Here is a 26,997-nt window from a genome sequence, read left to right as displayed (position 1 = left end):
GCATCAGCCCTTCTTCTTGCCCGGCAGGGTGCCCATCATCTTGCAGATGATGCCCAGCATGATTTCGTCGGCGCCGCCGCCGATGGAAACCAGGCGGGTGTCGCGGTAGGCGCGCGAGACCGGGTTTTCCCACATGAAGCCCTGGCCACCCCAGTACTGCAGGCAGGCGTCGGTGACTTCACGGGCCAGGCGGCCGACCTTGAGCTTGGCCATGGAGGCCAGGCGGGTCACGTCCTTGCCGCGGATGTACTGCTCGGTGGCCTGGTAGGTGAGGGCGCGCAGGCACTCGATCTCGGTCATCAGCTCGGCCATGCGGAAGTGGATGACCTGGTTGTCGATCAGCGACTGGCCAAAGGTCTTGCGCTCCTTGCAGTACTCGATCGTGGCGTTGACGCAGTATTCCAGCCCCTTGATCCCGCTGGCGGCGCCGAACAGGCGTTCTTCCTGGAACTGCAGCATCTGCATCATGAAGCCCGCGCCCTCGGCGCCGATGCGGTTGCGCTGCGGGACGCGCACGTCGTCGAAGAATACCTGGGCGGTCTCCGAGCTGCGCATGCCGAGCTTGTCCAGGTGCGGGCTGACGCTGATGCCCTTGGACTTCATCGGCACCATGATCAGCGACTTGTTGACGTGGGGCTTGTCGTCGGAGGTGTTGGCCAGCAGGCAGATGAAGTCGGCCGACGGCGAGTTGGTGATCCACATCTTGCTGCCGTTGATGACGTAGTCGTCGCCATCCTTACGCGCGGTGGTCTTCAGGCCTGCCACATCGGAACCGGCGCCGACTTCCGAGACGCCGATGCAGCCGACCATTTCGCCGGCGATCGCCGGGCGCAGGAACTCCTCGCGCAGCTCGTCGGAGCCGAACCGCGCCAGGGCCGGGGTGCACATGTCGGTCTGCACGCCCAGGGCCATCGGCACGCCGCCGCAATGGATGGTGCCGAACTCCTCGGCGGCGACCACCGAGTAGCTGTAGTCCAGGCCCATGCCGCCGAATTTCTCCGGCTTGGAGATACCCAGCAGGCCCAGGTCGCCGGCCTTCTTGAAGACTTCATGGATCGGGAAGCGTCCGGCCTTTTCCCACTCGTCGACGTACGGGTTGATCTCGCGCTCGACGAAGTTGCGGACGGTGCGGCGGAGTTCTTCGTGTTCCTGGGTGAAGATCATTTCTTGTTCTCCGTGGGATCTTTCAAGTCAGGTAGGGCGAATAAAGCGGAACGCTTTATCCGCCGGCTTGGCGGATGACGCCGGCGGCGTCATGCGCCCTACGGTCAAAATCGTGCGACGCCGAAACGGTTGTTCTTCAGCGGCCGTACTGCCGCCTCCGCGCAGATGTCCAGCAGGTAGCCGAGCAGCGCGCGGGTGTCGCGCGGGTCGATCAGCCCGTCGTCCCACAGGCTCGCCGTGCCGTAGAGCGCGGTGGACTGGGCGTCGAGCTTCTGCGCGGTCATCTGTTCGAGCATGTCGAGCATCTTCGGGTCGGGCTCCTTGCCCTCCTTGGCGTGTTTTTCCTCGGTGACGATGCGCAGCACCTTGCCGGCCTGGGCGCCGCCCATCACGGCGGTGCGGCTGTTGGGCCAGGCGAAGATGAAGCGCGGGTCCAGCCCGCGGCCGCACATGGCGTAGTTGCCTGCCCCGTACGAGCCGCCGACGACCAGTGTGAGCTTGGGCACCGTGGCGTTGGCCACCGCCTGGATCATCTTCGAGCCGTGCTTGATCACGCCCAGGCGCTCGGACTCGGTGCCGACCATGAAGCCGGTGGTGTTGTGCAGGAACAGGATCGGCGTGTTGCTCTGCTCGCACAGCTGGATGAACTGCGCCGCCTTGGCCGCGCCCTGCGGGGTGATCGGGCCGTTGTTGCCGATCAGTCCGCAGGCGTGGCCTTCGATGTGCAGGTGGCCGCAGACGGTCTGGCTGTCGAACTCGTTCTTGAAGTCGAGGAAGCGCGAGCCGTCGGCGATGCGCGCAATGATCTCGCGCACGTCATAGGGCTTCTTGGCGTCCGCCGGGACCACGCCGAGCAGTTCCTCGGCGGGGTGCAGCGGGGCATCCCATTCCTGCTGCGGGCGCGCCGGCAGCTGCGCATTCCACGGCAGCGCAGCGAGGATTTCGCGGGCCAGGCGCACGCCGTCGGCGTCGTTCTCTGCCAGGTACTCGGCGGTGCCGGCGACTTGGGCGTGCAGTTCGGCGCCGCCGAGGTCTTCGTCGGTGGCGATTTCACCGGTGGCGGCCTTGAGCAGCGGCGGGCCGGCGAGGAACATCTTGGCCTTGCCGCGCACCACCACCACGTAGTCCGACAGCCCCGGCTGGTAGGCGCCGCCGGCAGTGGAGGAACCGTGCACCACGGTGACCTGCGGAATACCCGCAGCCGACATGCGTGCCTGGTTGGCGAAGCCGCGCGCGCCCTCGACGAAGATGTCCGCCGCGTAGTTCAGGTTGGCGCCGCCGCTCTCGGTCAGCGCCACCACCGGCAGCTTGTTCTCGAAGGCGATCTGCTGCAGGCGCAGGGTCTTCTTCAGCCCGGTGGGGGAGATGGTGCCGCCCTTGATCGCGCTGTTGCTGGCGGTCACCAGGCAGCGCACCCCGGCGATGTAGCCGATGCCGGAGATGATGCCGCCGCCGGCCTGGGTGCCGTCCTTGTCGTCATGCAGCTTGTAGCCGGCCAGCGAGGAGATTTCGAGGAACGGCGCGCCGGGGTCCAGCAGCAGGTTCAGGCGTTCGCGCGGCAGCAACTGGCCGCGCTTGTCAAACTTGGGCTTGGCCTCGGCGGCCTTGTCCAGCACCTTCTGCTCGACCTCGCGGAAGCTCGCCACGGCGGCCAGCATGGCCTCGCGGTTGCGGGCGAATTCTTCGCCCTGGGGATCGACTTCGGATTGGATGACGGGCATCGCTTACTCCTGATCCTTGAGGACGTCCGGCAGGTAGGCACGGTGGAAGCCGTTGTAGGAACGGCTCTGCCCCGGCTTGCCCTTCACCAGAGGGAAGGCGCGGCTGCCCTGGCTGGCGGCGCCGTCGATACGGATGGTGTTGCCGCTGATGAAGGCGGCGCCGGGGGAGAGCAGGAAGACGATGGCGGCGGAGACTTCCGACTCGGTGCCGATGCGCTTGAGCGGTACGTGCTCGCGCAGGGTCGGGATCACGGCCTTGAACGCGCCTTCGTAGGTGTCCATGCCGCTGGAAGCGACCCAGCCGGGCGCCACGGCGTTGACCCGCACCCCGGCGTGACCCCACTCGATGGCGGCGGTCTTGGTGAAGTTCTCCATGCCGGCGCGGGCGGCGCCGGAATGGCCCATGCCGGGCATGCCGCCCCACATGTCGGCGAGCATGTTGACGATGCTGCCGCCAGTCTTGCTCAGGCTCTGGTTGAACACTTCGCGGGCCATCAGGAAGCCGCCCACCAGGTTGGTGCGCACCACCGCCTCGAAGCCCTTCAGGTTGATCGAGGCCAGCGGTGCGGGGTACTGGCCGCCGGCGTTGTTGACCAGGTGGTGGATCGGCCCGCGCTCGGCGATGACCTGCGCCACCAGCGCCTTCACCGCTTCTTCGTCGCGGATGTCGCAGCTGTGCCAGCTGGCGCTGCCGCCGTCCTCGATGATTTCGCCAGCGGTTTTCTCCAGCTTTTCCGCCTTGCGCCCGACCAGCACCACGTGGGCGCCGAGGGCCGCCAGCTCGTGGGCGGTGCAGCGGCCGATGCCGCTGCCGCCGCCGGTGACGATGATGGTCTGGCCGTCGAACAGGCCGGCTTTGAAGATCGAGTCGTAGCTCATTGTTGTTTTCGTCCTGCTCAATCGTTCGTCGTGCGTTTCTCGGAAGTCCTGCGCTCGTGTTTGCCCTCACCCCAGCCCTCTCCCTGAGGGAGAGGGAGCCGATTGTGCCGGCTGATGACACTGCGTCATCCTGCGCCGGACAGTCCCCTCTCCCTTTGGGAGAGGGTTAGGGTGAGGGTTTGCTCTTACATCACTTCATCGGCGATGTGTTGCGGCACCGCCACCGGGAATTCCAGCAACTGCTGGGCGAAGGCCTTGCCCTGCGGGTCGATGCGCAGGCTGGCAACGCCGCCGCCGCCCAGGGCGTTTTCCAGCAGGAAGTTCAGGCTGTGGCTGCCCGGCAGGTGCCAGCGGCTGACGCGACCCAGCTGCGGGTCGAGCACGTGCTGCATCCATTCGGCCACGGCGCCTTCGCTCAGCGCCTCGGCGATCCACGGCAGGTATTCGGCCTTGCGGGCCATGACGCCGATGTTGCTGTGGTTGCCCTTGTCGCCGGAGCGCGCCACGGCCAGCTTCACCAGCGGCACGCTGGCCTGGGCCGGGCCCTTGGCGGCCGGTACCGGAATGTCGTCGGCCAGCGCGGTCGGGTCGAAGGTGTCGAGGGCGGGCAGGGCGGCACCGTGGCGCTCATCGTCGATGTCCACGGCCAGCTCGCAGCTGTCCTTGTCGATCAGGAAGGAGAACAGGCGGATCACCGGGTACACGGTCGGGCGGCCGCCGACGATGCCGGTCAGGCCCGGCGCCATGCCGGTGGCGGCCTGGGCGATCTCGCGGGAGAACAGCACCAGGGCTTCCTTGCGGCTGTGGCGCACGGCGAGCTTCACCACGATCTCGCGGTTGTCGCTGCGGCGCCCGTGCGGGCCGTAGGTGGCCTCGCTGCCGAGCAACTCCACGCTGACCTCACGGTACGGACCCCAGCCGCGTTCCATGAGGATTTCCTCGGTCTTGGCGATGATCGCCTGGCTGACCCGTTCGGCCTTCTTCACCGCGTCGATGCCAGCGATCAGGCAACTGGCGGTGCAGCGGAAACCGTCCGGATAGGTGGCGCTGACCTTGTATTGCCCGGTCGGCGGCAGGCCGCGTGCGCCGCTGACGGCCACGCGGTTGTCGCCCACCTGGGCGAGTTCGACCTGGGTGAAATCGCAGACCACATCAGGCAGCAGGTAGGCGCGCGGGTCGCCGATCTCGTAGAGCATCTGCTCGCCCACCGACAGCGGCGTCACCAGCCCGCCGGTGCCCTGCGGCTTGGTCACCACGAAGTCGCCGCTGGCCTGCACTTCGACGAGCGGGAAGCCGATGTGCTCGTAGTCCGGCACGCTTTCCCAGTCGGTGAAGTTGCCACCGGTGCACTGCGCGCCGCACTCGATGATGTGCCCGGCCAGCGCGGCCTGGGCCAGTTTGTCGTAGTCGCTCCAGGCCCAGCCGAATTCGTGCACCAGGGCGGCGCTGACCACCGCGCTGTCCACCACGCGGCCGGTGATGACGATATCGGCGCCGGCCTTCAGCGCTTCGACGATGCCGGGGGCGCCGAGGTAGGCGTTGACCGAGACGCACATCGGCGGCATCGGCGCGCCCGAGAACATCTCGCGGATGCCGGCCTTGGCCAGCTCGCCCAGGCGCGGCTGCAGGTTGTCGCCGTGCACCACGGCGATCTTCAGCGCCACGCCAGCCTTCTCGCAGGCGGTGGCGAGGGCGCTGGCGCAGGCCGAGGGATTTACCCCGCCAGCGTTGCTGATCACGCGCACCTGCTTCGCCGCGATGTCACCCAGCAGGGGTGTCATCACTTCGACGAAGTCGGTGGCGTAGCCTGCCTCGGGATTCTTCAGGCGGGCGCCGGCCATGATCGACATGGTGATTTCGGCGAGGTAGTCGAATACCAGGTAATCCATTTCCGCGCCGCGCACCAATTGTGCAGCGGCAGTGGAGGTGTCGCCCCAGAAGGCGGAGGCGCAGCCGATACGTACGGTTCTAGTCATTGTTCTGCCCGTGACGCTGAGTGATGGATCGACATTACCAAGCAAGCGCTTGGTTGAAAAGCCCCGAAAGTACGACAACCCCAACCAATGGATGGCCAAGCGCTTGCTTGGTTGGGCTTCGGGGGCTTACATTTCGTCAGACAACACAAGCACTTGCAGGGCGTTTCGATGAATCGCCCTGAGCAGATCGGCCGATGGGCCTCATGGGGAGAGAACAGCGTGGATGACCGCAAAGCCCGCGAAGTCATGCTGGAGCTGGTCAAGACCGGGCAGATCACCGACCCGGAGAGCGCCCGCGGCAAGCTGTTGCACACCGCCGCGCACCTGTTCCGCAGCAAGGGCTACGAACGCACCACGGTGCGCGACCTGGCCGGCGCCGTGGGCATCCAGTCCGGCAGCATCTTCCATCACTTCAAGAGCAAGGACGAAATCCTCCGCTCGGTGATGGAGGAAACCATCCTCTACAACACCGCCCTGATGCGTGCCGCCCTGGCCGACGCCACGACCCTGCGCGAACGCCTGCTGGCGCTGATCCGCTGCGAGCTGCAGTCGATCACCGGCGGCACCGGCGAGGCGATGGCGGTGCTGGTCTATGAATGGCGCTCGCTATCGGAAGAGGGCCAGGCCTACATCCTCAGCCTGCGCGACATCTACGAGCAGATGTGGCTGGAGGTGCTGGAAGAGGCCCGCGCGGCCGGCTTCAGCCAGGGCGACCCGTTCATCCTGCGGCGCTTCCTGACCGGGGCGCTGTCCTGGTCCATCACCTGGTTCCGCCCCGAAGGCAGCCTGACCCTCGACGAGCTGGCCGAGCAGGCGTTGTTATTGGTGATTCGGGATTAGCTACAAGCGGCAGGCTACAGGCTGCAGGCAAGAGCGCATTGACGCCGCCTGTGGCCTAAAGCCTGAAGCCTGCCGCTGCCCCTCTCAGATAATCCGCAACGGATAGCTGAACAGCAGCAGATGCAGGCAGTTCACCGCCGCATGCAGCAGCACCGGCACCGCCAGGCGGCCGCTGAAGTGGAAGGCCAGGCCGTAGCCCAGGCCGGCGACGCCGGCGACCACCGCGAACAGCGGGTTGATCGGCCAGTGCACCATGCCGAACAGCACGCTGGCGACTGCCACCCCGGCGAAGGCGCCGAAGCGGCGCACCAGCTCAGTCTGCAGCAGGCCGCGGAAGAAGGCTTCCTCGGTCAGCGAGATCACGCAGACGTTGACCAGCATCCATAGCCAGAAGCCGGGCGGCCATTTCGGATTCCACACCACCAGGCCACCGGCGACGGCCACCAGCGGCACGGCGAACAGCGTGGTGACGATGACGATGGCGGCGAAGTCCGGCGAGCGCTTCTCCGTCGGCACCGGGTCGCGGCGCAGCCACCAGGCGAGCAGGGTGGCGCCCACCAGCGCCTTGTCCCAGGACAGGTGCAGGGCGTAGACGGGAGCGTCCGGGCTGAGCTGGCGCACCGGCCAGAGGGTCCAGGAGGTAGTGCCCGGCAGCAGGTGCGCGGCCAGGGCGATACTGAGCACGAGGCACACCAGCCACCAGAGCAGGCGCGGCAGGCGATGCTCGCCGTAGAGGGTCCAGGCGACGTAAACGGCGCCGATCAGCAACCCCACCGGCTGGACGAAACTCAGCGCGAATCCGCAGAGCAACAACACGATTGGCAGCAGCGGCAGGAGTTTCCTGAGCATTCTTTCCTCCAACAAGGAGGCGCAGTCTAGGCAATTTCGACTGCCGCTGGCCATGGCTATGGCCAGTTTTTGACTGAAGCGTCAGTCAGTTAGGCGATTTTCATCGCTTGTCGTCGGCTTCCTTGGCATCCATCTCGGCGTTGCGCTCGTGGATGCGCTTGAGCTGTTCCTCGGTGAGCGGGAGCTTCTTCGCGGTGTCGCGCAGCATCATCAGCGCGCCGACGATGGAGCCCAGGGCTAGGGCGATGATCAACCAGGCATACCAGGGCATGGTCCCGTCTCCGACAGTGGCAGTAGAGCGTCACGATACGCTGTGATTCAGACCTTGTCAGGCGCGGGCCGGTTCCGATCGATTGCTTCGGGCAGGTCGCTGTCGTCCTTGAGCCGCACGCCACTCACCCGCAGGCGCAGCGCCTGTTGCAGCAGGTGGGCGATCTTGTGCGCCGCCAGCTCATAGGGCAGACCCTGTGGGCGCACGTTGGAGATGCAGTTGCGCTCGCTGTCCATGCGCCCCACGCGTGGCTGCCAGGTGAGGTACAGGCCGAGGCTGTCCGGCGAGCTGAGACCGGGGCGTTCGCCGATCAGCACCAGCGCGAGCCTCGCTCCCAGCGCCTCGCCGATGCCGTCGCCGATGGCCACGCGACCCTGTTCGGCGAGCACCACCGGCGTGTGCTGCCAATCGGTGGCGAAGCGCTCGCGCAGCGCGCTCAGCAGCGGCAGCGCGTGGTGCCGGACGGCGAAGGAGGAGAGGCCGTCGGCGATCACGATGACCAGCTCCGCCGCGAGCTTCTCGCCCTTGAGCTGCCACTGGCTGTCCGGGTGCAGCGCGCGGCCCAGGTCCGGGCGCAGCAGGTAGGTCTGGCGGTCCGGCGCCTCGCTGCGCGCGCGCAGGACGCGGAAGCCCTCGTGGGCCAGAGCCTGCTGCAGCGCCTCGAAGTCCAGCGGGTGGTGTACCGCGTCACGGGCCTGGGCGTGGGCCAGGCCGAACTTCAGCACCTCGCGGGTCGGCAGGCTGGAGCCGACGCGGCCCAGCGCGATGCGCGCGCAAGTGTGCGCACGCAGCTCGTCCCACGGGTCGTTCTGGATCAGGTCCATGTTTCCAGCTCCTCAGAAGGCCCGCAGCAGAGCGTGGCCGCGGCTGATCGGGCGCAACTGGCCCGAGGCTTCGGTGATCGCCATCTTCGCCAGCCAGGCGTCGAATTCCGGTGCGCGCTTCAGGCCCAGGGTGCTGCGCAGGTAGAGGGCGTCGTGGAAGGAGGTGCTCTGGTAGTTGAGCATGATGTCGTCGGCGCCGGGGATGCCCATGATGAAGGTGATGCCCGCCGCGCCCAGCAGGGTCAGCAGGTTGTCCATGTCATCCTGGTCGGCTTCGGCGTGGTTGGTGTAGCAGGCGTCGCAACCCATGGGCACGCCCAGCAGCTTGGCGCAGAAGTGGTCTTCCAGCCCGGCGCGGATGATCTGCTTGCCGTCGTAGAGATACTCCGGGCCGATGAAGCCGACCACGGTGTTGGTCAGCAACGGGCGGAACTCGCGGGCCACGGCGTAGGCGCGGGCTTCACAGGTCTGCTGGTCGACGCCGTGGTGGCCGCCAGCGGAGAGGGCGCTGCCCTGGCCTGTCTCGAAGTACATGACGTTGTCGCCCAGCGTGCCGCGCCCCAGCGATAGCGCGGCCGCGTGTGCCTCGCGCAGCAGGGCGAGGTCGATGCCGAAGCTCTCGTTGGTCTTCTGCGTGCCAGCGATGGACTGGAACACCAGGTCGATCGGCGCGCCTGCCTCGATGGCCTGGATCTGCGAGGTGACGTGGGTGAGCACGCAGCTTTGCAGGGGAATCTCGAAGCGCTGGCGCAGTTCATCCATCATCCGCCACAGCTGCATCAGCGTGGCTGGCGAATCGCTTGCCGGGTTGATGCCCACCACTGCATCGCCAGCGCCGTAGAGCAGGCCATCGAGCAGGCTCGCGGCAATGCCGCGCAGGTCGTCCGTGGGGTGGTTGGGCTGCAGGCGTACCGAGAGGTGGCCGGGCAGGCCGATGGTGTTGCGAAAGCGCGTGACCACGCGGCACGTCTTAGCCACCAGGATCAGGTCCTGGTTACGCATCAGCTTGCTCACCGCGGCGGCCATCTCCGGGGTGATACCTCTGGCGGCGGCAGTCAGCGTGGCGCTGTCGGTGCTGTCCAGCAGCAGCCAGTCGCGGAAGTCGCCGACGCTGAGATGGCGGATCGGTGCAAAAGCGGCGGGGTCGTGGCTATCGATGATCAGCCGGGTGACTTCATCGGCTTCGTAGGGGATCAGCGCCTCGTCGAGGAAGCGCTGGAGCGGCACATCGGCGAGGGCGATCTTCGCCGCCATGCGTTCTTCGTAGCTGTCGGCGGCCAGGCCCGCGAGGGCATCGCCGGAGCGCGCCGGGCTGGCCTTGGCGAGCAGGGTCTTCAAGTCGGCAAAGCGGTAGGTCAGGCTACCGACGGTGGTCTGGTACGGCATGCGAACGTCCCGGTGGCTGCGCGCCGGCCGCGAAAGCCGGCGCACAGTGGGTGGCTGTCAGGCTCCCGTCAGCATAGCGTCCGCCGGGGCGCTGGCGCGATGGGCGGCGGTGAGCTGGAAGTAGACGAAGCCGGCAGCCATGAAGGCCAGGAATATCCCGGCGATCTGCAGGTTGAACCAGATCATCGCCACCAGGCACAGCACGGCCAACGCCAGGGCGATGCCCGGCACCACGGGGAAGCCCGGCGCCCGGAAGCTGCGTTCGAGGTCCGGTTCGCTGCGGCGCAGCTTGAACAGGCTGAGCATGCTCATGATGTACACGACGATGGCGCCGAATACGCTCATGGTGATCATCGCTGCGGTCAGGCTCATGCCCTGCAGGGCGATCAGGCCATCGCTATAGATCGCCGCGATGCCCACCAGGCCGCCGGCGATGATCGCCCGGTGCGGCGTCTGGAAGCGCGACAGCCTGGCCAGGCCGCGCGGCAGGTAGCCGGCGCGGGCCAGCGCGAAGAACTGCCGCGAGTAGCCCAGGATGATGCCGTGGAAGCTGGCGACCAGGCCGAACAGGCCGATCCACACCAGCATGTGCAGCCAGCCGGAGTTCTCGCCGACCACCATCTTCATGGCTTGCGGCAGCGGGTCGTTGATCCCCGAGAGGGCCTTCCAGTCGCCTGCGCCGCCGGCGAACAGCATCACCCCGAGGGCCAGCACCACCAGGGTCAGGATGCCGCTGACGTAGGCCTTGGGAATGGTGCGTTTCGGGTCCTTGGCTTCCTCGGCGGCCATCGCCGCGCCCTCGATGGCGAGGAAGAACCAGATGGCGAAGGGGATCGCCGCGAAGATCCCGCCGATGGCCGCGCCGCCGAAGCTGTCGGAGCCGGCCCAGCCATTGAGCACGAAGTTGCTGAAGCTGAAGCCCGGCGCCACCACGCCCATGAACACCAGCAACTCGGCCACTGCGAGGATCGTGACGATCAGCTCGAAGGTGGCGGCGATGCTGACACCGAGGATGTTCAGGGTCATGAAGATCAGGTACGCGCCGACCGCCGCGTGCTTCGGATCGAGGGACGGGAACTGCACGTTGAGGTAGGCGCCGATGGCCATGGCGATGGCCGGCGGGGCGAAGACGAACTCGATCAGCGTGGCCAGTCCGGCCACCAGGCCGCCTTTCTCGCCGAAGGCGCGGCGGCTGTAGGCGAAGGGGCCGCCGGCATGGGGAATGGCGGTGGTAAGCTCGGTGAAGCTGAAGATGAAGCAGGTGTACATGGTCGCCACCAGCAGGGTGGTGACCAGGAAGCCGAGGGTGCCGGCCACGCCCCAGCCATAGCTCCAGCCGAAATATTCACCGGAAATCACCAGGCCCACGGCGATGCCCCACAGGTGCAGGGTGCCCAGGGTGGGTTTGAGTTGCGTGCTCATGCGAGGTCTCCAGGACAGAGGATGAAAGACACGACCCCTGTCGGCGTGCAGTGGCCGTGCCATTCCACGGAGCCCGGTCGCAAACTGCCTGATCGCGTCGTTTCGTGAACATTCGCCACCTGTTCGCCTGCTTCGAAGCGGTGCGAGGGTGTTTCGCGCGTCCCGTTCGGGTGCGCCGCAGCGGCGCTTGTTGCAGTGCGATGACCGCGCCGTGAAGCTTCCCGAGCGCGCGACGGCTGTCACAGGATGGCAATCTGCCGCTGGTCTACTGGCGCCCATCCCAGCGACCGGAGATTCGCCGATGACCACCCGCGCCCTGCACGAGCTGTTGCGCCAGGTAGCGCCCTTGGCCCCGGAACTGAGCATCAGCGACGTGGCTGAGCGCTTCCTCGACGCCGAGCACCGTTCCTTCCTTTCGCTGCCGGTGGTGGATGCCGCCGGAATGCCGCTGGGGCTGGTCAGCCGTAACGGCTTGCAGGACATCTTCATGCAGCGCTTCGGCCGCGACCTCTGGGGGCGCCGTCCGGCCAGCGACGTGATGAACGCGCAGCCGCTGAAGGTGCGCGCCGACCTGAGCCTCGAAGAGGCCTCGCAGCAGGTCACCGCGCAACTGAGCTACCCGATCACCGAGGACTTCGTGCTGATCGACGAGCAGGGCCGCTACCTCGGCCTCGGCACGGTGCTTGACCTGCTCAAGGCCATGGAGCAGCGCGTCGCCCAGCGCAATCGTGTGCTCAACAAGACCCTGCAGGACCTGCGCGAATCCCAGGCGCAACTGGTGCAGTCGGAGAAGATGGCCTCCCTCGGGCAGATGGTCGCCGGCGTCGCCCATGAGCTGAACACCCCGCTGGGCTACGTGAAGAACAACGTCGCGCTGCTGCGCGAGCTGCTGATCCCGCTGCTCGGCCTGACCGAGGCGCAAACCCTGCTCAACGAGTGCCTGGACGATACGACCTGCGCTCCCGAGCAACTGGCCCGCGCCCGTGCCGCCTTCGAACAGGCCCGTGACGACGCGGCGCTGGAACAGTTGGTGGGTGATCTCGACCAGCTGTTCGGCGACACCGATTTCGGCCTTGCGCAGATCGGCGAGCTGGTCGGCGGCCTGAAGGATTTCGCTCGCCTGGACCGCGCCCGCAGCGAGGAAGTCGACCTCAACGACTGCGTGCGCAGCGCGCTGCTGATCGCGCGCAACAGCATCAAGGAAAAGGCCGAGGTCGCCACCCAGCTGGGCGCGCTGCCCAAGGTCGCCTGCGCCGCCAGCCAGATCAACCAGGTGTTGCTCAACCTGCTGACCAACGCCGCCCAGGCCATGGAGAAGTTCGGCCTGATCCAGGTGAAGTCCTGGGCGGACGAAACCCATGTGCACCTCTCGGTGCAGGACAACGGCAAGGGCATGAACGAGGAGGTGCGCGCGCGCATCTTCGATCCCTTCTTCACCACCAAGCCGGTGGGGCAGGGCACGGGCCTGGGCCTGTCGATCAGCTACAAGATCGTCCAGGACCATGGCGGCCGCATCCGCGTGGCGTCCGAACCCGGACGCGGCACGCGATTCCTCATCAGCCTGCCGATCCAGCAGGCCAGCGAACTGAAACGGAGCGCCTGAACATGAGCCAGCAGCCTGTCCGCATCCTCTTCGTCGACGACGAGGAGCGCATCCTGCGCAGCCTCGCGATGCAGTTCCGCCGGCACTACGACGTGCAGGTGGAGACTGACCCGCACAAAGCCCTGCAGCGCCTGCGCGAGGAGCGCATCGACATCCTCGTCAGCGACCAGCGGATGCCGCAGATGACCGGCGCCGAACTGCTGGCCCAGGCCCAGGAAATCGCCCCGGATACCCTGCGCATCCTGCTGACCGGTTACTCCGACCTCGACGCGGCGGTGGATGCACTCAACAGCGGCGGCATCTTCCGCTACCTGACCAAGCCCTGGGACCCGCAGGAAATGGCCTTCACCCTGCGCCAGGCGGCCGAGATCGCCCTGCGCCAGGCGCCGGCCGAACCCATCGACACCAAGGCCATCAGCCGTGTGGTCGCGCCGCTCAACGTGCTGCTGCTGGACGAGGACCCCGAAACCCTGGCCTGCGTCGGTGAGTTCTGCAGCGCCGGCACCCACCGGCTGCACCGCGCGCGCAACCTGGCCGAGGCCATCGTGCGGCTGAACAGCGAGCCGATCGATATCCTCGTCAGCGACCTGAAGCTCGCTGGCGAAGACACCGCGCCGCTGCTCAAGTCCCTGGCCCAGGCCCACCCGCGCCTGCTGAGCATTGTCGTCACGCCGTTCCGCGACACCCAGGACCTGCTGGCGCTGATCAACCAGGCGCAGATCTTCCGCTACCTGCCCAAGCCTATCCGCCGCGGGCTGTTCGAGAAGGGCCTGAAGGCCGCCGCCGAGCAGGCGTTGCTGTGGCGCGCGCAGCCCGAGCAAAAGGTCGCGCGCATCGCCGAGGTGCCGCGCGAGGAGCGCGAGCGGGAGAAGGTCGGCAGCCTGCTGGGCATGCTCGGCCGCCTGCGCGAGCGGCTGAGTGCCTGATCGCCGTCGGCGACGCAGCATTCCTGCCGGGCGGGCTACGGAAGTCGGCGCGTTTCTGCGACAATGCGCGCCGATTTTTTCGATACCCGCGAGAGAGCCCATGTCCGCCTGCCAGACCCCGATCATCGTCGCCCTGGATTTCCCCACCCGCGAAGCCGCGCTGGCGCTGGCCGACCAGTTGGACCCAAAGCTGTGCCGGGTGAAGGTGGGCAAGGAGCTGTTCACCAGCTGCGCCGCCGGTATCGTCGAGACCCTGAACAGCCGCGGTTTCGAAGTCTTCCTTGACCTGAAATTCCACGATATCCCCAACACCACCGCGATGGCCGTGCGCGCCGCCGCCGAGATGGGCGTATGGATGGTCAACGTGCACTGCTCCGGCGGCCTGCGCATGATGAGCGCCTGCCGCGAGACCCTGGACGCCTTCAATGGCCCGTCGCCGCTGCTGATCGGTGTGACCGTGCTGACCAGCATGGAGCGCGAGGACCTGGCCGGCATCGGCCTGGACGTCGAGCCCCAGGAGCAGGTGCTGCGCCTGGCTGCGTTGGCGCAGAAGGCCGGCATGGACGGCCTGGTGTGCTCCGCTCAGGAAGCACCCGCGCTGAAGGCCGCGCACCCGGCGCTGCAACTGGTCACCCCCGGCATCCGCCCGGCCGGCAGCGCCCAGGACGACCAGCGTCGCATCCTCACCCCGCGCCAGGCGCTGGACAACGGCTCCGACTACCTGGTGATCGGCCGCCCCATCAGCCAGGCCGCCGACCCGGCCAAGGCCCTGGCCGAGATCGCTGCCAGCCTGGCCTGAAGCTTTCTTCGGACATGAAAAAGCCCGCAGTGATGCGGGCTTTTCTGTTTCGGCTTTTCGTTCAGCCGTGGGCCTGGGCGGTTGACTGCGCCCGTCCGACCCAGCGCTCGCGCAGTACGTCGTACACCCAGTTGAACACCAGCGCGTAGGGCAGGAAGAACAGCACCAGGCCGATGTCGAGGATGAACGCCTGCAGCAGGCTCACCGACAGCCACCAGGCGGCCAGCGGCACCAGCAGGATGATCAGGCCCAGTTCGAACAGCGAGGCATGCAGAATGCGCACCGACAGGGTACGGCTGAAGCCCATGCGGTTCTGCGCGCGGTCGAAGGCGGCGTTGAACAGCATGTTCCACACGGTGGCGATGGCCGAGAACATCAGGGTCATGGCGCCCATGTGGCCCAGCGGTTTGTCCATCAGCCAGGCCAGGGTCGGCGCGCAGATGACGACCGCCAGCAATTCGAAAAGGCCGGCGTGGAACATCCGCTCTTTCAGGGTTTTAGTGGGAGTCATGGGGTATCTCCAGGCATCAAGCTCTCAATTCACGAGAAGGCCGACTCCGTCGGTCCGGCGCCATTATCATCGGTCGACCGGCTGGATCTAAGTTGGATACCATCGGCTTAACCGATGGAAGAGGCTGCCACCATGCAATATTCCCCCGAATCCCTGCAGGCCTTCGCCGAGGCCGCCTGCCTGGGCTCGTTCAGCGCCGCCGCGCGCAAGCTGGGCAAGAGCCAGTCCACCGTCAGCGAGGCCATCGCCCGCCTGGAGATCGACCTCGGCCTGACCCTGTTCGACCGCAGCAGTCGCCAGCCGCAGCTGACCGAGGCCGGCCACGCGCTGCTCGGGCGGGTGGAGGAAGTGCTGATGGCCAACGACCGCCTCGGCCAGCTCGCCCATCAGCTCGTCGGAGGGCTGGAGTCGCGGGTGACCCTGGCGATGTCGGACACCTACCAGTCGGCCGAATTCGAAGCCCGGCTGGCGGAGATCGATGCGCGTTATCCGGACCTGGAGTTCGAATGGCTGATCGCCGAGGACAGCGACGTGCTCGACCTGGTCGTCCAGGGCCGCGCCAGCCTTGGTTTGCTGGCGGCACAGAAGGATTACCCACCGGACGTCAGCTCGGCGACGCTGAGCGAACAGGCCGAGTTCGGCCTCTTCGTCAGCCGCGACCATCCGCTGGCCGGCCGCGCCCAGGTAGAGCGCGAGGACCTGCTGGCGTACCGGGCGCTGCGCCTGAACACCTACCTGGATGACGCTGCACCGATGCTCGGCGGCCGCTGCTGGAGCGCGCCAAACTACCTGCTGTTGCTGGACATGGCTGTATTGGGCTTTGGCTGGATCGAATTGCCCAGCTGGATGGTAGGACGCTTCGCCAGCGGGCGTATGAAGGAGTTGAAGGTCGCCGGCTGGCCGCGCCGGGTGGCGGTGGACGTGATCTGGTCGCGGCAGCGTCGGCTGGGCCCTGCCGCGAGTTGGCTGGCGGAGCGCCTGCTGGGGCGCTAGGCGCTCTGGATCACAGCTCTGCATCACAGATTGCGGACTAAATGTGTCGAAACCTTTGATGCTCCGTTCCGGACCAGTAGGATCGGAGTTTTCCGGGGAAGAGAGGGTCAGGATGCACGCCAAGCTGGAGAATTGTCTGAAGGCAGTCGATCAGGTACTGCTCGGCAAGGAAGTGCAAGTGAGGTTGGCACTGACCTGCCTGCTGGCCCGCGGTCACCTGCTCATCGAAGACCTGCCCGGCATGGGCAAGACCACCCTGAGCCATGCGCTGGCGCGGGTGCTGGGGCTGAGCTTCCAGCGCATCCAGTTCACCTCCGACCTGTTGCCCGGCGACGTGCTGGGCACCTCGGTGTTCGACAAGGACACCGGGCAGTTCGTCTTCCACGCCGGGCCGATCTTCTCCGAGCTGGTGCTGGCCGACGAGATCAACCGCGCCACGCCCAAGAGCCAGAGCGCGCTGCTCGAGGCCATGGAGGAGGGCCAGGTGACCATCGAGGGCGCGACCCGTCCGCTGCCCGAACCCTTCTTCGTCATCGCCACGCAGAACCCGGTGACCCAGGGCGGTACCTTCGCGCTGCCCGAGTCCCAGCTTGACCGTTTCCTCATGCGCCTGTCCCTGGGCTACCCCGGCCGCGCCGCCGAGAAGGCGCTGCTGCTGGGCGAGGCGCGCCGCGACCTGCTGCCGCGCCTGGAGCCGATGCTCGACCCGCAGGAACTGCAGGCGCTGCAGGGTGAAGTGCTGGAGGTGCGTGCCAGCGATGCCCTGGTGGATTACGTGCTGCGCCTGGTGGAAGCCACGCGTACCCAGCCCGCCTTCGCCCTCGGCCTGTCGCCGCGCGGCAGCCTCGCGTTGCTGGCGGCCGCTCGTGCCTGGGCACTGCTGGCCGGGCGCGACTACGTGATTCCCGAGGATGTGCAGGCCGTGCTGCCTTCGGTGGCCGGGCACCGCCTGCGTGACCAGGCCGACCCGGCCGGCCATGGCGGCGGCGCGCTGGTGCAGTGGTTGCTGCGCGAAGTTCCGGCTCTCTGAGGGACATGCCATGCTCGTCAGGGTCAGGCCGCTGTGGCAGAGCTGGATAGCCCGGCGCATACCGCCATCGCCATCGCTGCAGCTCAACCAGCGGCGTATCTTCATTATCCCGACCCGGCAGGGGATGGCGTTCGGCGTCGCGCTGCTGCTGATGCTGCTCACCGCCATCAACTACCAGAACAGCCTGGCCTACGGCCTGACCTTCCTGCTGCTGTCGCTGTTCATCGTCGCCATCCTGCACACCTATCGGAACCTGGGCGGCCTGCGCCTGACGGCGCTCGGCGCGCAGCCGGTATTCGTCGGCGAACAGGCAGCTTTTCGCGTGCGCCTGGAAGGCGAAGGGCGCGCCCGACAGGCCATCGGCCTGGGCTGGGAAACCGAGCGCATGCAGTTTGCCGATGTCACGGCAGAGCATGCCGAAGAAGTGCTGCTGACGATGACGGCGCAGCGACGCGGCTGGCTGCGCCCCGGTCGCCTGCGCGTGGAAAGCCGTTTCCCGCTGGGGCTGCTGGTGGCCTGGAGCTGGGTGGACCTGGACCAGTCGGTGCTGGTCTACCCGCATCCGCAGCCCGGCGATCTGCCGCTCGAAGGCGGGCCAGCAGAGAATGACGAAGAGGGTGTGCGTCCCAGCGGCCGCGGAGTCGACGATTACCAGGGGCTGCGGCCCTACCAGCCGGGCGACTCGCGCCGGCGTCTGCACTGGAAGGCCTATTCGCGCGGCCAGGGCCTGCTGGTGAAGGACTTCTCGGCGCTGGCGGGGCGCAACGTCTGGCTGGAGTTCAACAGCCTGGGCGGCGACACCGAGGGACGCCTTTCACGCCTGTGTTTCTGGGTTCTGCAGCTGTCGCTGCGCCAGCAACCCTTCGGTCTGCGCTTGCCGGATGCGCAACTGGCGGTCGGCCTGGACGATACCCATCGCGATGCCTGCCTTCGCGCCCTGGCGCTGCACGGGACGAAGCGATGAGCAGCGCTGCCGCCGCTTCCACCCAACCGATTCCACGGGTCGCGCTCACCTGGCTGCTGGTAGCCCAGGCGGTGGTGATCATCCCGCACCTGGAGCACCTGCCACTGTGGATCGTCGCGCTTTGGCTGGGCTGTGCGGCCTGGCGCATCCAGGTGTTCCGCATGCGCACCAACTACCCCAGCGGCGTCGCCAAGCTGGCGCTGGTGGCGGCGGCCGGGGTAGGAGTGTGGTTCTCCCGTGGCTCGGTGATCGGGCTGGATGCTGGCGTGGTGCTGCTGATCGCCGCCTTCGTGGTCAAGCTGGTGGAGCTCAAGACCCGCCGCGACGCCTGGGTGCTGATCCTGCTGGGATTCTTCGCCGTGACCACCAGCTACCTGTTCCAGGACGACATCATCGCTGCCGCATTCAGCCTGCTGCCGGTGCTGGCCCTGTTGGCGGCGGCCATCGGCCTGCAGCAGAGCAGCTTCGCCGCGCGCCCGATGCCGACCCTGCGCCTGGCCGGCGGCCTGCTGTTGCAGGCGCTGCCGCTGATGCTGCTGATGTTCCTGCTGTTCCCGCGGATGGGGCCGCTGTGGTCGCTGCCGATGCCGGGCGACAAGGCCATGACCGGGCTGAGCGACAGCATGGCGCCAGGGGACATGGTCGAGTTGAGCCAGTCACCCGCGTTGGCTTTCCGGGTGAGTTTTGACGGTCAGCCGCCGACGCGTTCGCAGCTGTACTGGCGGGCGCTGACCCTGGAGCGCTTCGACGGTGTGCGCTGGAGTACCGCGTTCCAGCGTGGCGATCGTCCGCCGCAATGGCAGCAGCGGGGCCAGCCGTTGCAGTACCAGGTGATCATGGAGCCCAACGGCCGGCCCTGGCTGTTCGCCCTCGACGTGGCGCAGACCAGCCTGGGCGATGCGCGAATGATGAGCGACTTCCACCTGGAGCGACGCCTGCCGGTGCGCCAGGGGCTGATGTACCGTGCCACCTCCTGGCCGGACGCACAGTTGGAGCCGGATGACGCCGCCCGCGCGCAACGGATCAACCTTGCCTTGCCACAGAGCGGCAACCCACGGGCCCGCGCCTGGGCGCAGCAACTGCGCGAACGCTACCCGCAGCCGGCAGCGCTGGTGCAGGCGATGCTCCAGCATCTGCGCGAGCAGCCGTTCCGCTACACACTCCGGCCGCCGGATGCCGGCCCGGAACGCATCGACGGCTTTCTCTTCGACACCCGCGCCGGCTTCTGCGAGCACTACGCCGGCGCCATGACCTTCGTCCTGCGCGCTGCCGGTATTCCGGCCCGCGTGGTCACCGGCTACCAGGGCGGCGAGGCGAGTACCTCGGGCAACTACCTGGCGATCCGCCAGTTCGACGCCCATGCCTGGGTCGAGTACTGGCAGGCGGGGCGGGGCTGGACGCGGGTCGACCCGACGGGCGCCGTGGCGCCCGAACGCATCGAGCAGGGACTGGAGGCGGCGCTGAGCCAGGAAGGCAGCTTCCTGGAGTCCGATCCGTTTTCGCCCCTGCGCTACCGCCATTTCGCGCTGCTCAACCAGCTGCGCATGGCGTGGGACGACGCCAACTACGGCTGGCAGCGCTGGGTGCTGGGCTACCAGGCCGAGCAGCAGGGCGACATGCTGAAAAACTGGTTCGGCGGGCTCGACCGGCAATGGGGCGGCGCCCTGCTGGTTGGCGGCGGCGCTCTGTTGCTGGGCTTGCTGGCACTGGTGTTGTTCAAGCCCTGGCGACGCAGCGCCGATGTTCAGTTGCGCAGCTTCCAGCGCTTCGAGCGGATGCTCGCGCCGCTGGGCGTACGCCGGGAGCCGGGGGAGGGCGGCAGGGACTTCTGCCGGCGTGCCATTAAAGTGTTGCCGGCCCATGCACAGGCGATCCGCAGCTACCTGGATGCCTTCGAAAAGCAGCGTTACGGCGGCGCGGCTGCGTCGCCAGCCGAGCTGCGCGGGCACCTGGCACGCCTGCGCCGCGAGCTGCCCTGGCGCCTGCGGCTGTCGCGCGGAAAAGGAACGTGACATTGCGCCCCTTGTTGCTGCGTCGACAGGGGCTAACCTGATATTTCATTCTCTGAGTGGAGCCTGCCGTGACCTCCTTCTGCGATTACCTGGTAAGCCATCTGATCGAGCAGGAGGTTGCGCTGTTCTCCGCGTCTTCCCGCCTGAAGGCCGCGTCCGACCCGGAAGCGCTGCATGACCTGCGCATCGCCGTGCGCCGGTTGCGCAGCCTGCTGCACCCGGTGCGCGGCATGCCCGGTATCGACGAACTGGAACAGGCGCTGGGCGACATGGGCCGGCTCAGCGGCCCGCTGCGCGACCTCGAAGTGCTGCTGCCGGTGCTGGAGGCCGAAGGCTACGAACGTGCCGCCGCGCTGCGCCGGCCGGCGTTGATCTCCGGCTACGCCACGCTGCTTGCCAGCCCGCAGTGGGAGCGCCTGATGATGCGCCTGGACGGCTGGCCGCAGCTGTGGCGCACGTCCGAGCGCCACGGTGTGCTCAAGGGCCTGCACCGCAAGGTGGAAAAGCGCCTGGCCCGGGAGTGGCAGAAGCTGCGTGACGCCCTGAAGGACCCGGCCCACGACCGTCATCGCCTGCGCCTGCTGATCAAGCGGGTGCGCTATTCGCTGGAGGCCTATCCCGAGGAGTCCGCCGTGCCGCAACGCCTGCTGGCGCCGTTGAAGGACGCGCAATCGGCCTTGGGCGACTGGCATGACTATGAACAGTGGCTGATCCGCAGCGAGCGCGAGCTGGACCTGATGCCGCTGCAACCGCACTGGAATGCCCGCCACGACCTCGCCGAGCGCCTCGCCGACGAGAGCCTGGAGGCCCTGGAAAAGGCTCTGCATAGAGGCCATTGATGACCGGGCATTTCCTGCAAGTGACAAGGCTTTGGATGGTTTGCCGGGGCTGCCGCTGCCCCTAAGATCGCAGCCAGTTGCCATTCTCCAGAAGCCTCAGGGAAGTCCGATCATGTCCTTCAGCGAAATGCTCCGGGCGGTGCGTACTGCGCCGTTGTCCATTGTCATTCCCGCCGCCTGGGCCCAGGGCCGCGCCAGTTTTGGCGGCCTGGTGGCGGCGCTGGCCTACGAGGCCATGGCGTCGGTGGCCGAGGCGGGGCGGCCGGTGCGCTCGCTGGCGATCACCTTCGTCGGCCCCATCGAGGTGGAAGTGCCGGTGAGCTTCGAGGCCGAAGTCCTGCGCGAGGGCAAGTCGGTCAGTCAGGTGTTCTGCCGCGCCGTGCAGAACGGCCAGGTGGTCCTGCTGGCCCAGGGCAGCTTCGGCGTGGCGCGCGAATCCAGCGTGCAGATGGAGGGCCTGCCGCCGCCGGCGTTCAAGGCTATCGAGGACTGCCAGGAGCTGCCCTACATCCGCAAGATCATGCCGGCCTTCACCCAGAATATCGCCATGCGCTGGGCCGTCGGACACATGCCGTTCTCGGCCAGTCGCGAGCGCGAGATGGGTGGCTGGATGCGTTTCCGTGGTGATGACGTGGGCGACGAACCGATGGAGATCAGCCACCTGCTGGCGCTGATCGATGCCTGGCCGCCGGCCAACCTGCCGCACCTGAAATCGCCGGCGCCCTCCAGTTCGCTGACCTGGACCGTGGAGTTCGTCCAGCCGCTGCCGTCGATGCCGGCCAATGGCTGGTGCCAGTACCTGGCAACCATCGAACATGCCCGCGATGGCTACGGCCACATCGCCGCGCAGACCTGGTCGGCGGACGGCCAGCTCCTGGCAATCGGCCGGCAGACGGTGACCATCTTCGGCTAGAAGCCTTTTAGCTAGAGACCGGCCGCGGTCTCCGTACGATTGCGCCCGCCGGCCTTGGCTCGGTACAGGGCGCGGTCGGCGCGGGCCAGCAAGTCTTCCAGGCGCAGTTCACCTTCGCGTCGCTCGGCCACGCCGATGCTCAGGGTCAGGCGCACGCGGTTTCCGTCCGCGCTGGTGAAGGACAGCGCCTGCACGCTGTTGCGTACCCGTTCGGCGACTTGCAGCGCCTGCTGCAGGTCGGTTTCCGGGAGGATCGCGGCGAACTCCTCGCCACCCAGGCGGCCGAGCAGGTCGACTTCGCGCAACCCTTGCGTCAGCTCCTTGGCTACGGCCTGCAGCACCGCATCACCGAAGGCGTGGCCGTGGCTGTCGTTGATCGGCTTGAAGAAGTCGATGTCCAGCATCAGCGCCGCGCACTGGCGGTCATAGCGCTGCGCGCTCTTGAGCAGGGCGACGCCGCGTTTGACGAAGGCGTGGCGGTTCTGCAGGCCGGTCAGCGGGTCGGTGGTGGCCAGCAGGCGCAGCTCCTGTTCCATGGCCTTGCGCTGGTTGATGTCGAAGCTCCACACCAGCGAGGCGGGGCGGCCCTCTACTTCCATCCTGCGCGCCCAGACGATCGCCCAGTAGGCGGGGTTGCCCGCCAGCCGGGTTTCCCAGCTGTCCAACTGGCCATTGTCGGCCAGCGACTGGCGGAAGCGTGCTTCCTCGTCCGGGTCATCGAACAGGCGGTGCAGGGTGAAGGGCTCGTGCGGACGGATGCCGGTGCGCTGCAACAGGCGCGGGCTGACGTAATGGGCACGGGAGTCTTCGTCACTGAGCAGCGCCACGTCGCTGGGGCTGGTGTCGAGGATGTAGCGCAGCAGTGCCTTGCGTTCGCTCAGCTCCTGGGTGCGTTGTTCGACGCGTTGCTCGAGCGACTGGTTGAGGTCGTGCAGGCGCTGGGTGAGCTGCAGCTTGCGCCGCGAGTTGGCGATCACTCGCAGAGCCAGCAGCACGCTGCACAGGCCGAGGCCGAAGAGCACCCAGGCCAGCAGGTTGAAGGCGCGCTGCAGATCAAGGCGTTCGGCGTCCATGTAGTTGGTCAGGGCGATGTTGGTGACCACCACCAGTTCATGGGTGGGTTCGAGCAGCGGGGGCAGTTCGCGCAGCATCTCGCCGGCCAGCACCTTCGCCGCCGCCGGCTGGCCCCAGGGGGCACGCTGGAGCCAGGCGTCGCTCAGCTGCTGGATCGTCTCCAGCGTCGCCTGCACTTCCGGACGCGGCTCCACCAGGTAGCGGTAGACAGGCGTGGTGCGCAGGGGCGGCAGGAGGCTGGCTAGCACCTCGATGCGGGTCGCCAGGGCATCGCTGTCGCTCTTGCCAGCGAGCACCTGGCGGGCAGTGTTCAGCGAGCGTTCCAGCTCGGCGCGCAACTGGTAGGCCTGCCACAGCTCGCTGTGGGCGTCGGGATGGGCCAGCTGGCGGACATGCTGGTGCACCATCAGCAGCGCCGCACCGGCGCCGGCGGTCAGCGCGGCGATCAGGCCGCTGAGAATGATGACGGTCAGGCGGCGATAGCGCCGCCTGGGAGGCTGCGGGGGCACGGCGATCACTCCAGGGTAATGCGGCTTACCTGCCAGACGGTGCGGTTGAAGTAGACCTGGGTCCGCAACTCCGGGTGATCGAGCATCGGGTAGATGACGAACAGCGGGCCGCGCTCGGCGATGCCGATGGCCTGGCCATCGCGGCGGTAGGCGAGGATGGGGTCGAAGGCGTCGAGGTCGCTTAGCGGAATCAGCGCGGAATAGTCGTTCAGCGCCTCGACCCGCAGGCGCTGGGAATCGGTGCGGTCGAAACCGGCGAGCAGGGTGCTCAGGCGCACGCCCTGCCAGCCATAGACGTGGGATTCATCAGGGAGCATGGAGCGCCGCTCGGTCTGCGGCAGCGCTTCGAGGTCGCGCAGGCTGTAATGGCGCAGGAGCTGCGGCTGGTCCTTCACTGCGATGGTCAGCACGGTGCGCTCGGCCGCCGGATCCGGGGCTGAGTGCGCGGGCATGACAATAAACAGGCAGAGCAGAATGCCAATAAAATGACGAAAAGCCGACATCTCAACAGCTCGTGACGAAATCTCGACGATTATATCGGCGAACCTGCCAGGGACTTGAATGGCCGAAATGCCGCGCCCTGCCGTGATGGCCGGCTCAGCTGTTGCGATTGCGCCAGGCGCGCCACCATTTGCCGCTCAGGACGAAGCGCGGGAAGGTGACGAATTGCTCGACCAGCAGCCGACCGACGGCGTCCTTGCGGTCGCTGAAGGGCTCGGGCGCCTGCTCCTCGAGCTTGTGACCGCGGCCCTGGATGGCCAGGGAGGCGACCATGCCGATCACCCCCAGCAGGATCGCCGACAGGCTCAGGCCGAACAGCCCGCTGAGCAGCGTCAGGGCGCCGAGGATGAACAGCGGCACGGCGATGATGTGCAGCGCCAGGTTGGTCGGGTTGCGGTGGTTGGCGGCGTAGCCCTGCCACTGCCAGGCGAGGAGGTTGGGGTGACGTTTGCCCATGGTGCTGCTCCCGAGACTGAAAAGCCCGCCTGAGCGCAGGTGGGCGGAATGTCAGCAGTCTAGGTGCTGCCCGGGAGCCCGCGCCAATGGGCGCAGGCTATGTGGGCGATAGGGATTACAGGCGCAGCTGGCGGATGGCACGGCTGAGCTCGCCGGCGAGGTCCGCCAGCTGGTGGCTGGTGCCGGCCGAATCGACGGTCTGCTGCACGGTGTGTTCGGTGACGTCGCGGATGCCCACGACCGAACGGGTCATTTCCTCGGCCACCTGGCTCTGTTGCTCGGCGGCCACGGCGATCTGCGTGTTGCTCTCGCGCATCAGCGCCACGGCCGAGGCGATGGCCGCCAGCGCTTCGCCGGCCTCACGAGCTTCCTCGACGCAGCCGTCGGCCTTGATCGAGCTTTCCTGCATGAACTCCACGGCGTCGCGGGTACCGGACTGCAGCGCGTTGATCATCTGGGTGATCTCGTCGGTGGAGTCCTGCACACGCTTGGCAAGGTTGCGCACTTCATCGGCGACCACGGCGAAGCCGCGGCCCATCTCGCCGGCGCGGGCGGCCTCGATGGCGGCGTTGAGGGCGAGCAGGTTGGTCTGCTCGGCGATGCCGTGGATGACGCTGACCACGCTGCTGATCTTGTGGCTGTCCTGGGCCAGTTGCTGGATCATCTCGGCGGTCTGCTGCACGCCCTGGGACAAACCGGCAATGGACTGGCCGACGCGGCCGACAACCTGCTGGCCGTTGCCGGCGAGGCGGTCGGCTTCCTGCGACTGGTCGCGGGTGTCGGCGGCGTGCTGGGCGATATGGTGGACGGTGGTGGACATCTCGTTGATGGCGGTGGCGGCCTGGTCGGTCTCGCTCTGCTGGCCGAGCATGCCCTGGCGCACCTGGCCCATGCTGCTGGCGAGGCTGCGCGCGCCTTCGTCGAGGCGTCCGGCGGCCTGGGCGACGGTGCCGACCACGCGCTGGTAGCCGGCCTGCATGGCGTTGAAGGCGGTTGCCATCTGGCCGACTTCGTCGCGGCTTTCCAGCGGCACGCGGGCGGCCAGGTCGCCGCTCTTCTCCACATGGAGCATCACGTCGCGCAGGGTCAGCAGGTGGGTGAGGATGAAGCGGATCAGCAACTGCGAGGCGGCCAGCAGGGCCAGCATCAGCACCAGCACGGCGCCGGCGAAGGGCAGGGCGCGGTCCTCGAAGACGCTCCAGAAATCGGCGCCGGGGGCGAGCACGGCGACGCGCTGGCCGTTGCCGATGTCCTGCACGTAGGCGCCTGCCAGGGCGCCATTGCGGGTCTGCACACCCTGCAGGTCGACCCAGCCGCTGGCGCGGGCGAGGGCGGAACCGTCGACACCGCTGATCTGCGGCGCGCTGCCGCTGGCGAAGCTGACGAGGTTCGGCGAGGTTGGCAGTGCCGAGCCTGCCGGCCAGTTCTTCAGTAACTGGGCCTGGGCTTCGGCACCCTGGCGTGCCTGCTGGTTGCGCCCGTCGAGTTCCTGGTGCATGGCGAACACGACCAGCAGCAAGGTGGTGACGAAGGCGACCGCGTTGACGGCCCAGAATTTGTACTTGAGGGAAATATCGCGGATCCAGGCGGCCATAAATCTCTTCTTGTCGGTCAAATAATGGCAAGGCGCCATTATTGTCGTGAAAAGGGGGAAGGTTGGCCATTGATACCGATCAAGCCACCTTCTGCCCCCGACTTATCGGCCGACGAGCCGCGATCTTGAGAGTTGGTTCAAATTTCCGGCAGGTTGAAAAACGCTCGCGCGCAGGCCGTGGTGTGGGCCGCGACTGCTTCGGTGCTTTCGCCGCGATGTTTGGCGATGCAGGCCAGAACCTCCGGCAGATAAGCTGGCTGGTTGCGGCCATTCCTGGGCTTCGGCCGCAGGGTGCGCGGCAATAGATAAGGTGCGTCGCTCTCCAGCATCAGCCGGCCTTCGGGAATCTCCCGCACCAGTTCCTGCAGATGGGTGCCCCGGCGCTCGTCGCAGATCCAGCCGGTGATGCCGATGTGCAGGTCGAGGTCGAGGTACGAATAAAGCGTGCGGCGCTCGCCGGTGAAGCAATGCACCACGGCGGCCGGCAGCTTGTCGCGGAAGTCCTTGAGGATCGCCAGCAGGCGCTCGCCCGCATCGCGCTCGTGGATGAACACCGGCAACTGCAACTCCACGGCAAGGCCCAGCTGTTCTTCGAAAGCCTTCTCCTGCTGCGGGCGCGGCGAAAAGTCGCGGTTGAAGTCCAGGCCGCATTCGCCGACCGCCTTCACCCGGTCTTCGGCCAGCAGGCCGCGAAGAACCTTGGCGCTGCCGCTGTTCCAGTGGCTGGCTTCGTGCGGATGGACGCCGGCAGTGCAGTAAAGACGCTGTTCTTCGTCCAGTTGCCGGCACAGCTCCAGGGCCTGTTCGCTGTCGTCCAGGCTGGTCCCGGTCAGCACCATCTGCACGACGCCGGCCTCGATGGCGCGAGCGAGGACCGCTTCACGTTCCGGGACGAAGCTGGGGTGGGTGAGGTTGACGCCGATGTCGATCAGTTGCATTTT

General features: G+C 67.3%; 25 protein-coding genes. 10 read left to right on the top strand and 15 right to left on the bottom strand.

Features of this window, described 5'->3' with window-relative positions:
• Positions 1 to 3: 3 nt before the first annotated feature.
• The 4 genes from atuD to IB261_RS19655 form a co-directional block, all read right to left on the bottom strand.
• Positions 4 to 1,164: a citronellyl-CoA dehydrogenase gene (gene atuD, locus IB261_RS19670; protein ID WP_081518676.1), complete on the bottom strand. Its 1,161-nt coding sequence runs from the start codon at positions 1,162 to 1,164 to the stop codon at positions 4 to 6.
• A 104-nt stretch (positions 1,165 to 1,268) separates the two neighbouring features.
• Complete coding sequence (atuC, locus tag IB261_RS19665; protein WP_192381322.1) at positions 1,269 to 2,885, bottom strand: geranyl-CoA carboxylase subunit beta; 1,617 nt, start codon at positions 2,883 to 2,885, stop codon at positions 1,269 to 1,271.
• A 3-nt stretch (positions 2,886 to 2,888) separates the two neighbouring features.
• The gene (locus IB261_RS19660) at positions 2,889 to 3,764 is read right to left on the bottom strand and encodes an SDR family oxidoreductase (protein ID WP_081518674.1); all 876 of its coding nucleotides are present in this window, start codon (positions 3,762 to 3,764) and stop codon (positions 2,889 to 2,891) included.
• Between the two features lie 185 nt (positions 3,765 to 3,949).
• Complete coding sequence (locus IB261_RS19655; RefSeq protein ID WP_192381323.1) at positions 3,950 to 5,740, bottom strand: acyclic terpene utilization AtuA family protein; 1,791 nt, start codon at positions 5,738 to 5,740, stop codon at positions 3,950 to 3,952.
• Positions 5,741 to 5,959: 219 nt separating this feature from the next.
• Here IB261_RS19655 and IB261_RS19650 point away from each other — a divergent pair, with 219 nt between their 5' ends.
• The gene (locus IB261_RS19650; protein WP_192211008.1) at positions 5,960 to 6,580 is read left to right on the top strand and encodes a TetR/AcrR family transcriptional regulator; all 621 of its coding nucleotides are present in this window, start codon (positions 5,960 to 5,962) and stop codon (positions 6,578 to 6,580) included.
• Positions 6,581 to 6,664: 84 nt separating this feature from the next.
• On the opposite strand, the gene IB261_RS19645 is transcribed toward IB261_RS19650, so the two are convergent.
• From IB261_RS19645 to eat, 5 genes are all read right to left on the bottom strand, one after another.
• The gene (locus IB261_RS19645; RefSeq protein WP_192381324.1) at positions 6,665 to 7,429 is read right to left on the bottom strand and encodes a CPBP family intramembrane glutamic endopeptidase; all 765 of its coding nucleotides are present in this window, start codon (positions 7,427 to 7,429) and stop codon (positions 6,665 to 6,667) included.
• Between the two features lie 100 nt (positions 7,430 to 7,529).
• Positions 7,530 to 7,700, bottom strand: a complete 171-nt coding sequence (locus tag IB261_RS19640; RefSeq protein WP_081518671.1) for a DUF2897 family protein — start codon at positions 7,698 to 7,700, stop codon at positions 7,530 to 7,532.
• A 47-nt stretch (positions 7,701 to 7,747) separates the two neighbouring features.
• A complete protein-coding gene (eutC, locus tag IB261_RS19635) occupies positions 7,748 to 8,524 on the bottom strand; it encodes an ethanolamine ammonia-lyase subunit EutC (RefSeq protein ID WP_192381325.1) in 777 nt (258 codons plus the stop codon).
• A gap of 12 nt (positions 8,525 to 8,536) precedes the next feature.
• Positions 8,537 to 9,910: an ethanolamine ammonia-lyase subunit EutB gene (locus IB261_RS19630; protein ID WP_192381326.1), complete on the bottom strand. Its 1,374-nt coding sequence runs from the start codon at positions 9,908 to 9,910 to the stop codon at positions 8,537 to 8,539.
• Positions 9,911 to 9,967: 57 nt separating this feature from the next.
• Positions 9,968 to 11,332 (bottom strand): ethanolamine permease, encoded by a 1,365-nt coding sequence (gene eat, locus IB261_RS19625; protein ID WP_192381327.1) that lies wholly within the window; start codon positions 11,330 to 11,332, stop codon positions 9,968 to 9,970.
• A 301-nt stretch (positions 11,333 to 11,633) separates the two neighbouring features.
• Here eat and IB261_RS19620 point away from each other — a divergent pair, with 301 nt between their 5' ends.
• The 3 genes from IB261_RS19620 (at position 11,634) to pyrF (ending at position 14,660) form a co-directional block, all read left to right on the top strand.
• Entirely contained in the window at positions 11,634 to 12,935 is a 1,302-nt protein-coding gene (locus IB261_RS19620) for a sensor histidine kinase (protein WP_151187711.1), read from the top strand.
• A gap of 2 nt (positions 12,936 to 12,937) precedes the next feature.
• Positions 12,938 to 13,861, top strand: a complete 924-nt coding sequence (locus tag IB261_RS19615) for a response regulator (protein WP_151187710.1) — start codon at positions 12,938 to 12,940, stop codon at positions 13,859 to 13,861.
• Between the two features lie 100 nt (positions 13,862 to 13,961).
• Positions 13,962 to 14,660, top strand: coding sequence for an orotidine-5'-phosphate decarboxylase (gene pyrF / locus IB261_RS19610; protein WP_024764511.1), 699 nt, complete (start codon positions 13,962 to 13,964; stop codon positions 14,658 to 14,660).
• Positions 14,661 to 14,721: 61 nt separating this feature from the next.
• Here pyrF and IB261_RS19605 read toward each other — a convergent pair whose 3' ends face one another.
• Positions 14,722 to 15,171, bottom strand: a complete 450-nt coding sequence (locus IB261_RS19605) for a multidrug/biocide efflux PACE transporter (RefSeq protein WP_081518665.1) — start codon at positions 15,169 to 15,171, stop codon at positions 14,722 to 14,724.
• Between the two features lie 132 nt (positions 15,172 to 15,303).
• Here IB261_RS19605 and IB261_RS19600 point away from each other — a divergent pair, with 132 nt between their 5' ends.
• From IB261_RS19600 to IB261_RS19575, 6 genes are all read left to right on the top strand, one after another.
• On the top strand, positions 15,304 to 16,164 hold the full coding sequence (locus IB261_RS19600) for a LysR family transcriptional regulator (protein WP_081518720.1): 861 nt from the start codon (positions 15,304 to 15,306) through the stop codon (positions 16,162 to 16,164).
• Between the two features lie 112 nt (positions 16,165 to 16,276).
• Positions 16,277 to 17,194 (top strand): AAA family ATPase, encoded by a 918-nt coding sequence (locus IB261_RS19595; protein ID WP_081518664.1) that lies wholly within the window; start codon positions 16,277 to 16,279, stop codon positions 17,192 to 17,194.
• 10 nt (positions 17,195 to 17,204) lie between these two features.
• Complete coding sequence (locus IB261_RS19590) at positions 17,205 to 18,158, top strand: DUF58 domain-containing protein (RefSeq protein WP_081518663.1); 954 nt, start codon at positions 17,205 to 17,207, stop codon at positions 18,156 to 18,158.
• Positions 18,155 to 20,170 carry a transglutaminase TgpA family protein gene (locus IB261_RS19585; RefSeq protein ID WP_192381328.1) on the top strand — a complete coding sequence of 672 codons (2,016 nt, stop codon included), beginning with the start codon at positions 18,155 to 18,157 and terminating at the stop codon, positions 20,168 to 20,170. Before IB261_RS19590 ends, IB261_RS19585 begins: the two co-directional genes overlap by 4 nt.
• 68 nt (positions 20,171 to 20,238) lie before the next feature.
• On the top strand, positions 20,239 to 21,009 hold the full coding sequence (locus tag IB261_RS19580; RefSeq protein ID WP_081518661.1) for a CHAD domain-containing protein: 771 nt from the start codon (positions 20,239 to 20,241) through the stop codon (positions 21,007 to 21,009).
• 112 nt (positions 21,010 to 21,121) lie between these two features.
• Entirely contained in the window at positions 21,122 to 21,922 is an 801-nt protein-coding gene (locus tag IB261_RS19575) for an acyl-CoA thioesterase (RefSeq protein ID WP_081518660.1), read from the top strand.
• Between the two features lie 11 nt (positions 21,923 to 21,933).
• On the opposite strand, the gene IB261_RS19570 is transcribed toward IB261_RS19575, so the two are convergent.
• From IB261_RS19570 to IB261_RS19550, 5 genes are all read right to left on the bottom strand, one after another.
• A complete protein-coding gene (locus IB261_RS19570; protein ID WP_412548081.1) occupies positions 21,934 to 23,511 on the bottom strand; it encodes a GGDEF domain-containing protein in 1,578 nt (525 codons plus the stop codon).
• Positions 23,511 to 23,957, bottom strand: a complete 447-nt coding sequence (locus IB261_RS19565) for a putative pterin-binding protein (protein WP_081518719.1) — start codon at positions 23,955 to 23,957, stop codon at positions 23,511 to 23,513. Before IB261_RS19565 ends, IB261_RS19570 begins: the two co-directional genes overlap by 1 nt.
• A gap of 145 nt (positions 23,958 to 24,102) precedes the next feature.
• Positions 24,103 to 24,462 (bottom strand): Mpo1-like protein, encoded by a 360-nt coding sequence (locus tag IB261_RS19560; RefSeq protein ID WP_081518658.1) that lies wholly within the window; start codon positions 24,460 to 24,462, stop codon positions 24,103 to 24,105.
• Between the two features lie 115 nt (positions 24,463 to 24,577).
• Positions 24,578 to 26,056: a methyl-accepting chemotaxis protein gene (locus tag IB261_RS19555; RefSeq protein ID WP_192381329.1), complete on the bottom strand. Its 1,479-nt coding sequence runs from the start codon at positions 26,054 to 26,056 to the stop codon at positions 24,578 to 24,580.
• Between the two features lie 137 nt (positions 26,057 to 26,193).
• Positions 26,194 to 26,994 (bottom strand): TatD family hydrolase, encoded by an 801-nt coding sequence (locus IB261_RS19550; protein WP_192381330.1) that lies wholly within the window; start codon positions 26,992 to 26,994, stop codon positions 26,194 to 26,196.
• Positions 26,995 to 26,997 lie beyond the last annotated feature (3 nt).

It is taken from the genome of Pseudomonas sp. PDM20 (assembly GCF_014852575.3).
GTDB lineage: Bacteria > Pseudomonadota > Gammaproteobacteria > Pseudomonadales > Pseudomonadaceae > Pseudomonas.
Note: the sequence above shows the minus strand (reverse complement) of the source record. Positions and strands in the feature narration are given on the sequence as shown.

What these genes read in the sequence shown, in the direction of transcription:
- IB261_RS19660 (WP_081518674.1), bottom strand. Translation starts at nt 3,764, where the DNA reads ATGAGCTACGACTCGATCTTCAAAGCCGGCCTGTTCGACGGCCAGACC.
- IB261_RS19590 (WP_081518663.1), top strand. Translation starts at nt 17,205, where the DNA reads ATGCTCGTCAGGGTCAGGCCGCTGTGGCAGAGCTGGATAGCCCGGCGC.
- IB261_RS19605 (WP_081518665.1), bottom strand. Translation starts at nt 15,171, where the DNA reads ATGACTCCCACTAAAACCCTGAAAGAGCGGATGTTCCACGCCGGCCTT.
- IB261_RS19575 (WP_081518660.1), top strand. Translation starts at nt 21,122, where the DNA reads ATGTCCTTCAGCGAAATGCTCCGGGCGGTGCGTACTGCGCCGTTGTCC.
- IB261_RS19620 (WP_151187711.1), top strand. Translation starts at nt 11,634, where the DNA reads ATGACCACCCGCGCCCTGCACGAGCTGTTGCGCCAGGTAGCGCCCTTG.
- IB261_RS19615 (WP_151187710.1), top strand. Translation starts at nt 12,938, where the DNA reads ATGAGCCAGCAGCCTGTCCGCATCCTCTTCGTCGACGACGAGGAGCGC.
- IB261_RS19555 (WP_192381329.1), bottom strand. Translation starts at nt 26,056, where the DNA reads ATGGCCGCCTGGATCCGCGATATTTCCCTCAAGTACAAATTCTGGGCC.
- IB261_RS19595 (WP_081518664.1), top strand. Translation starts at nt 16,277, where the DNA reads ATGCACGCCAAGCTGGAGAATTGTCTGAAGGCAGTCGATCAGGTACTG.
- IB261_RS19600 (WP_081518720.1), top strand. Translation starts at nt 15,304, where the DNA reads ATGCAATATTCCCCCGAATCCCTGCAGGCCTTCGCCGAGGCCGCCTGC.
- IB261_RS19640 (WP_081518671.1), bottom strand. Translation starts at nt 7,700, where the DNA reads ATGCCCTGGTATGCCTGGTTGATCATCGCCCTAGCCCTGGGCTCCATC.
- IB261_RS19655 (WP_192381323.1), bottom strand. Translation starts at nt 5,740, where the DNA reads ATGACTAGAACCGTACGTATCGGCTGCGCCTCCGCCTTCTGGGGCGAC.
- pyrF (WP_024764511.1), top strand. Translation starts at nt 13,962, where the DNA reads ATGTCCGCCTGCCAGACCCCGATCATCGTCGCCCTGGATTTCCCCACC.
- IB261_RS19630 (WP_192381326.1), bottom strand. Translation starts at nt 9,910, where the DNA reads ATGCCGTACCAGACCACCGTCGGTAGCCTGACCTACCGCTTTGCCGAC.
- IB261_RS19585 (WP_192381328.1), top strand. Translation starts at nt 18,155, where the DNA reads ATGAGCAGCGCTGCCGCCGCTTCCACCCAACCGATTCCACGGGTCGCG.
- IB261_RS19645 (WP_192381324.1), bottom strand. Translation starts at nt 7,429, where the DNA reads ATGCTCAGGAAACTCCTGCCGCTGCTGCCAATCGTGTTGTTGCTCTGC.
- atuD (WP_081518676.1), bottom strand. Translation starts at nt 1,164, where the DNA reads ATGATCTTCACCCAGGAACACGAAGAACTCCGCCGCACCGTCCGCAAC.
- IB261_RS19550 (WP_192381330.1), bottom strand. Translation starts at nt 26,994, where the DNA reads ATGCAACTGATCGACATCGGCGTCAACCTCACCCACCCCAGCTTCGTC.
- eutC (WP_192381325.1), bottom strand. Translation starts at nt 8,524, where the DNA reads ATGGACCTGATCCAGAACGACCCGTGGGACGAGCTGCGTGCGCACACT.
- eat (WP_192381327.1), bottom strand. Translation starts at nt 11,332, where the DNA reads ATGAGCACGCAACTCAAACCCACCCTGGGCACCCTGCACCTGTGGGGC.
- atuC (WP_192381322.1), bottom strand. Translation starts at nt 2,885, where the DNA reads ATGCCCGTCATCCAATCCGAAGTCGATCCCCAGGGCGAAGAATTCGCC.
- IB261_RS19565 (WP_081518719.1), bottom strand. Translation starts at nt 23,957, where the DNA reads ATGCCCGCGCACTCAGCCCCGGATCCGGCGGCCGAGCGCACCGTGCTG.
- IB261_RS19560 (WP_081518658.1), bottom strand. Translation starts at nt 24,462, where the DNA reads ATGGGCAAACGTCACCCCAACCTCCTCGCCTGGCAGTGGCAGGGCTAC.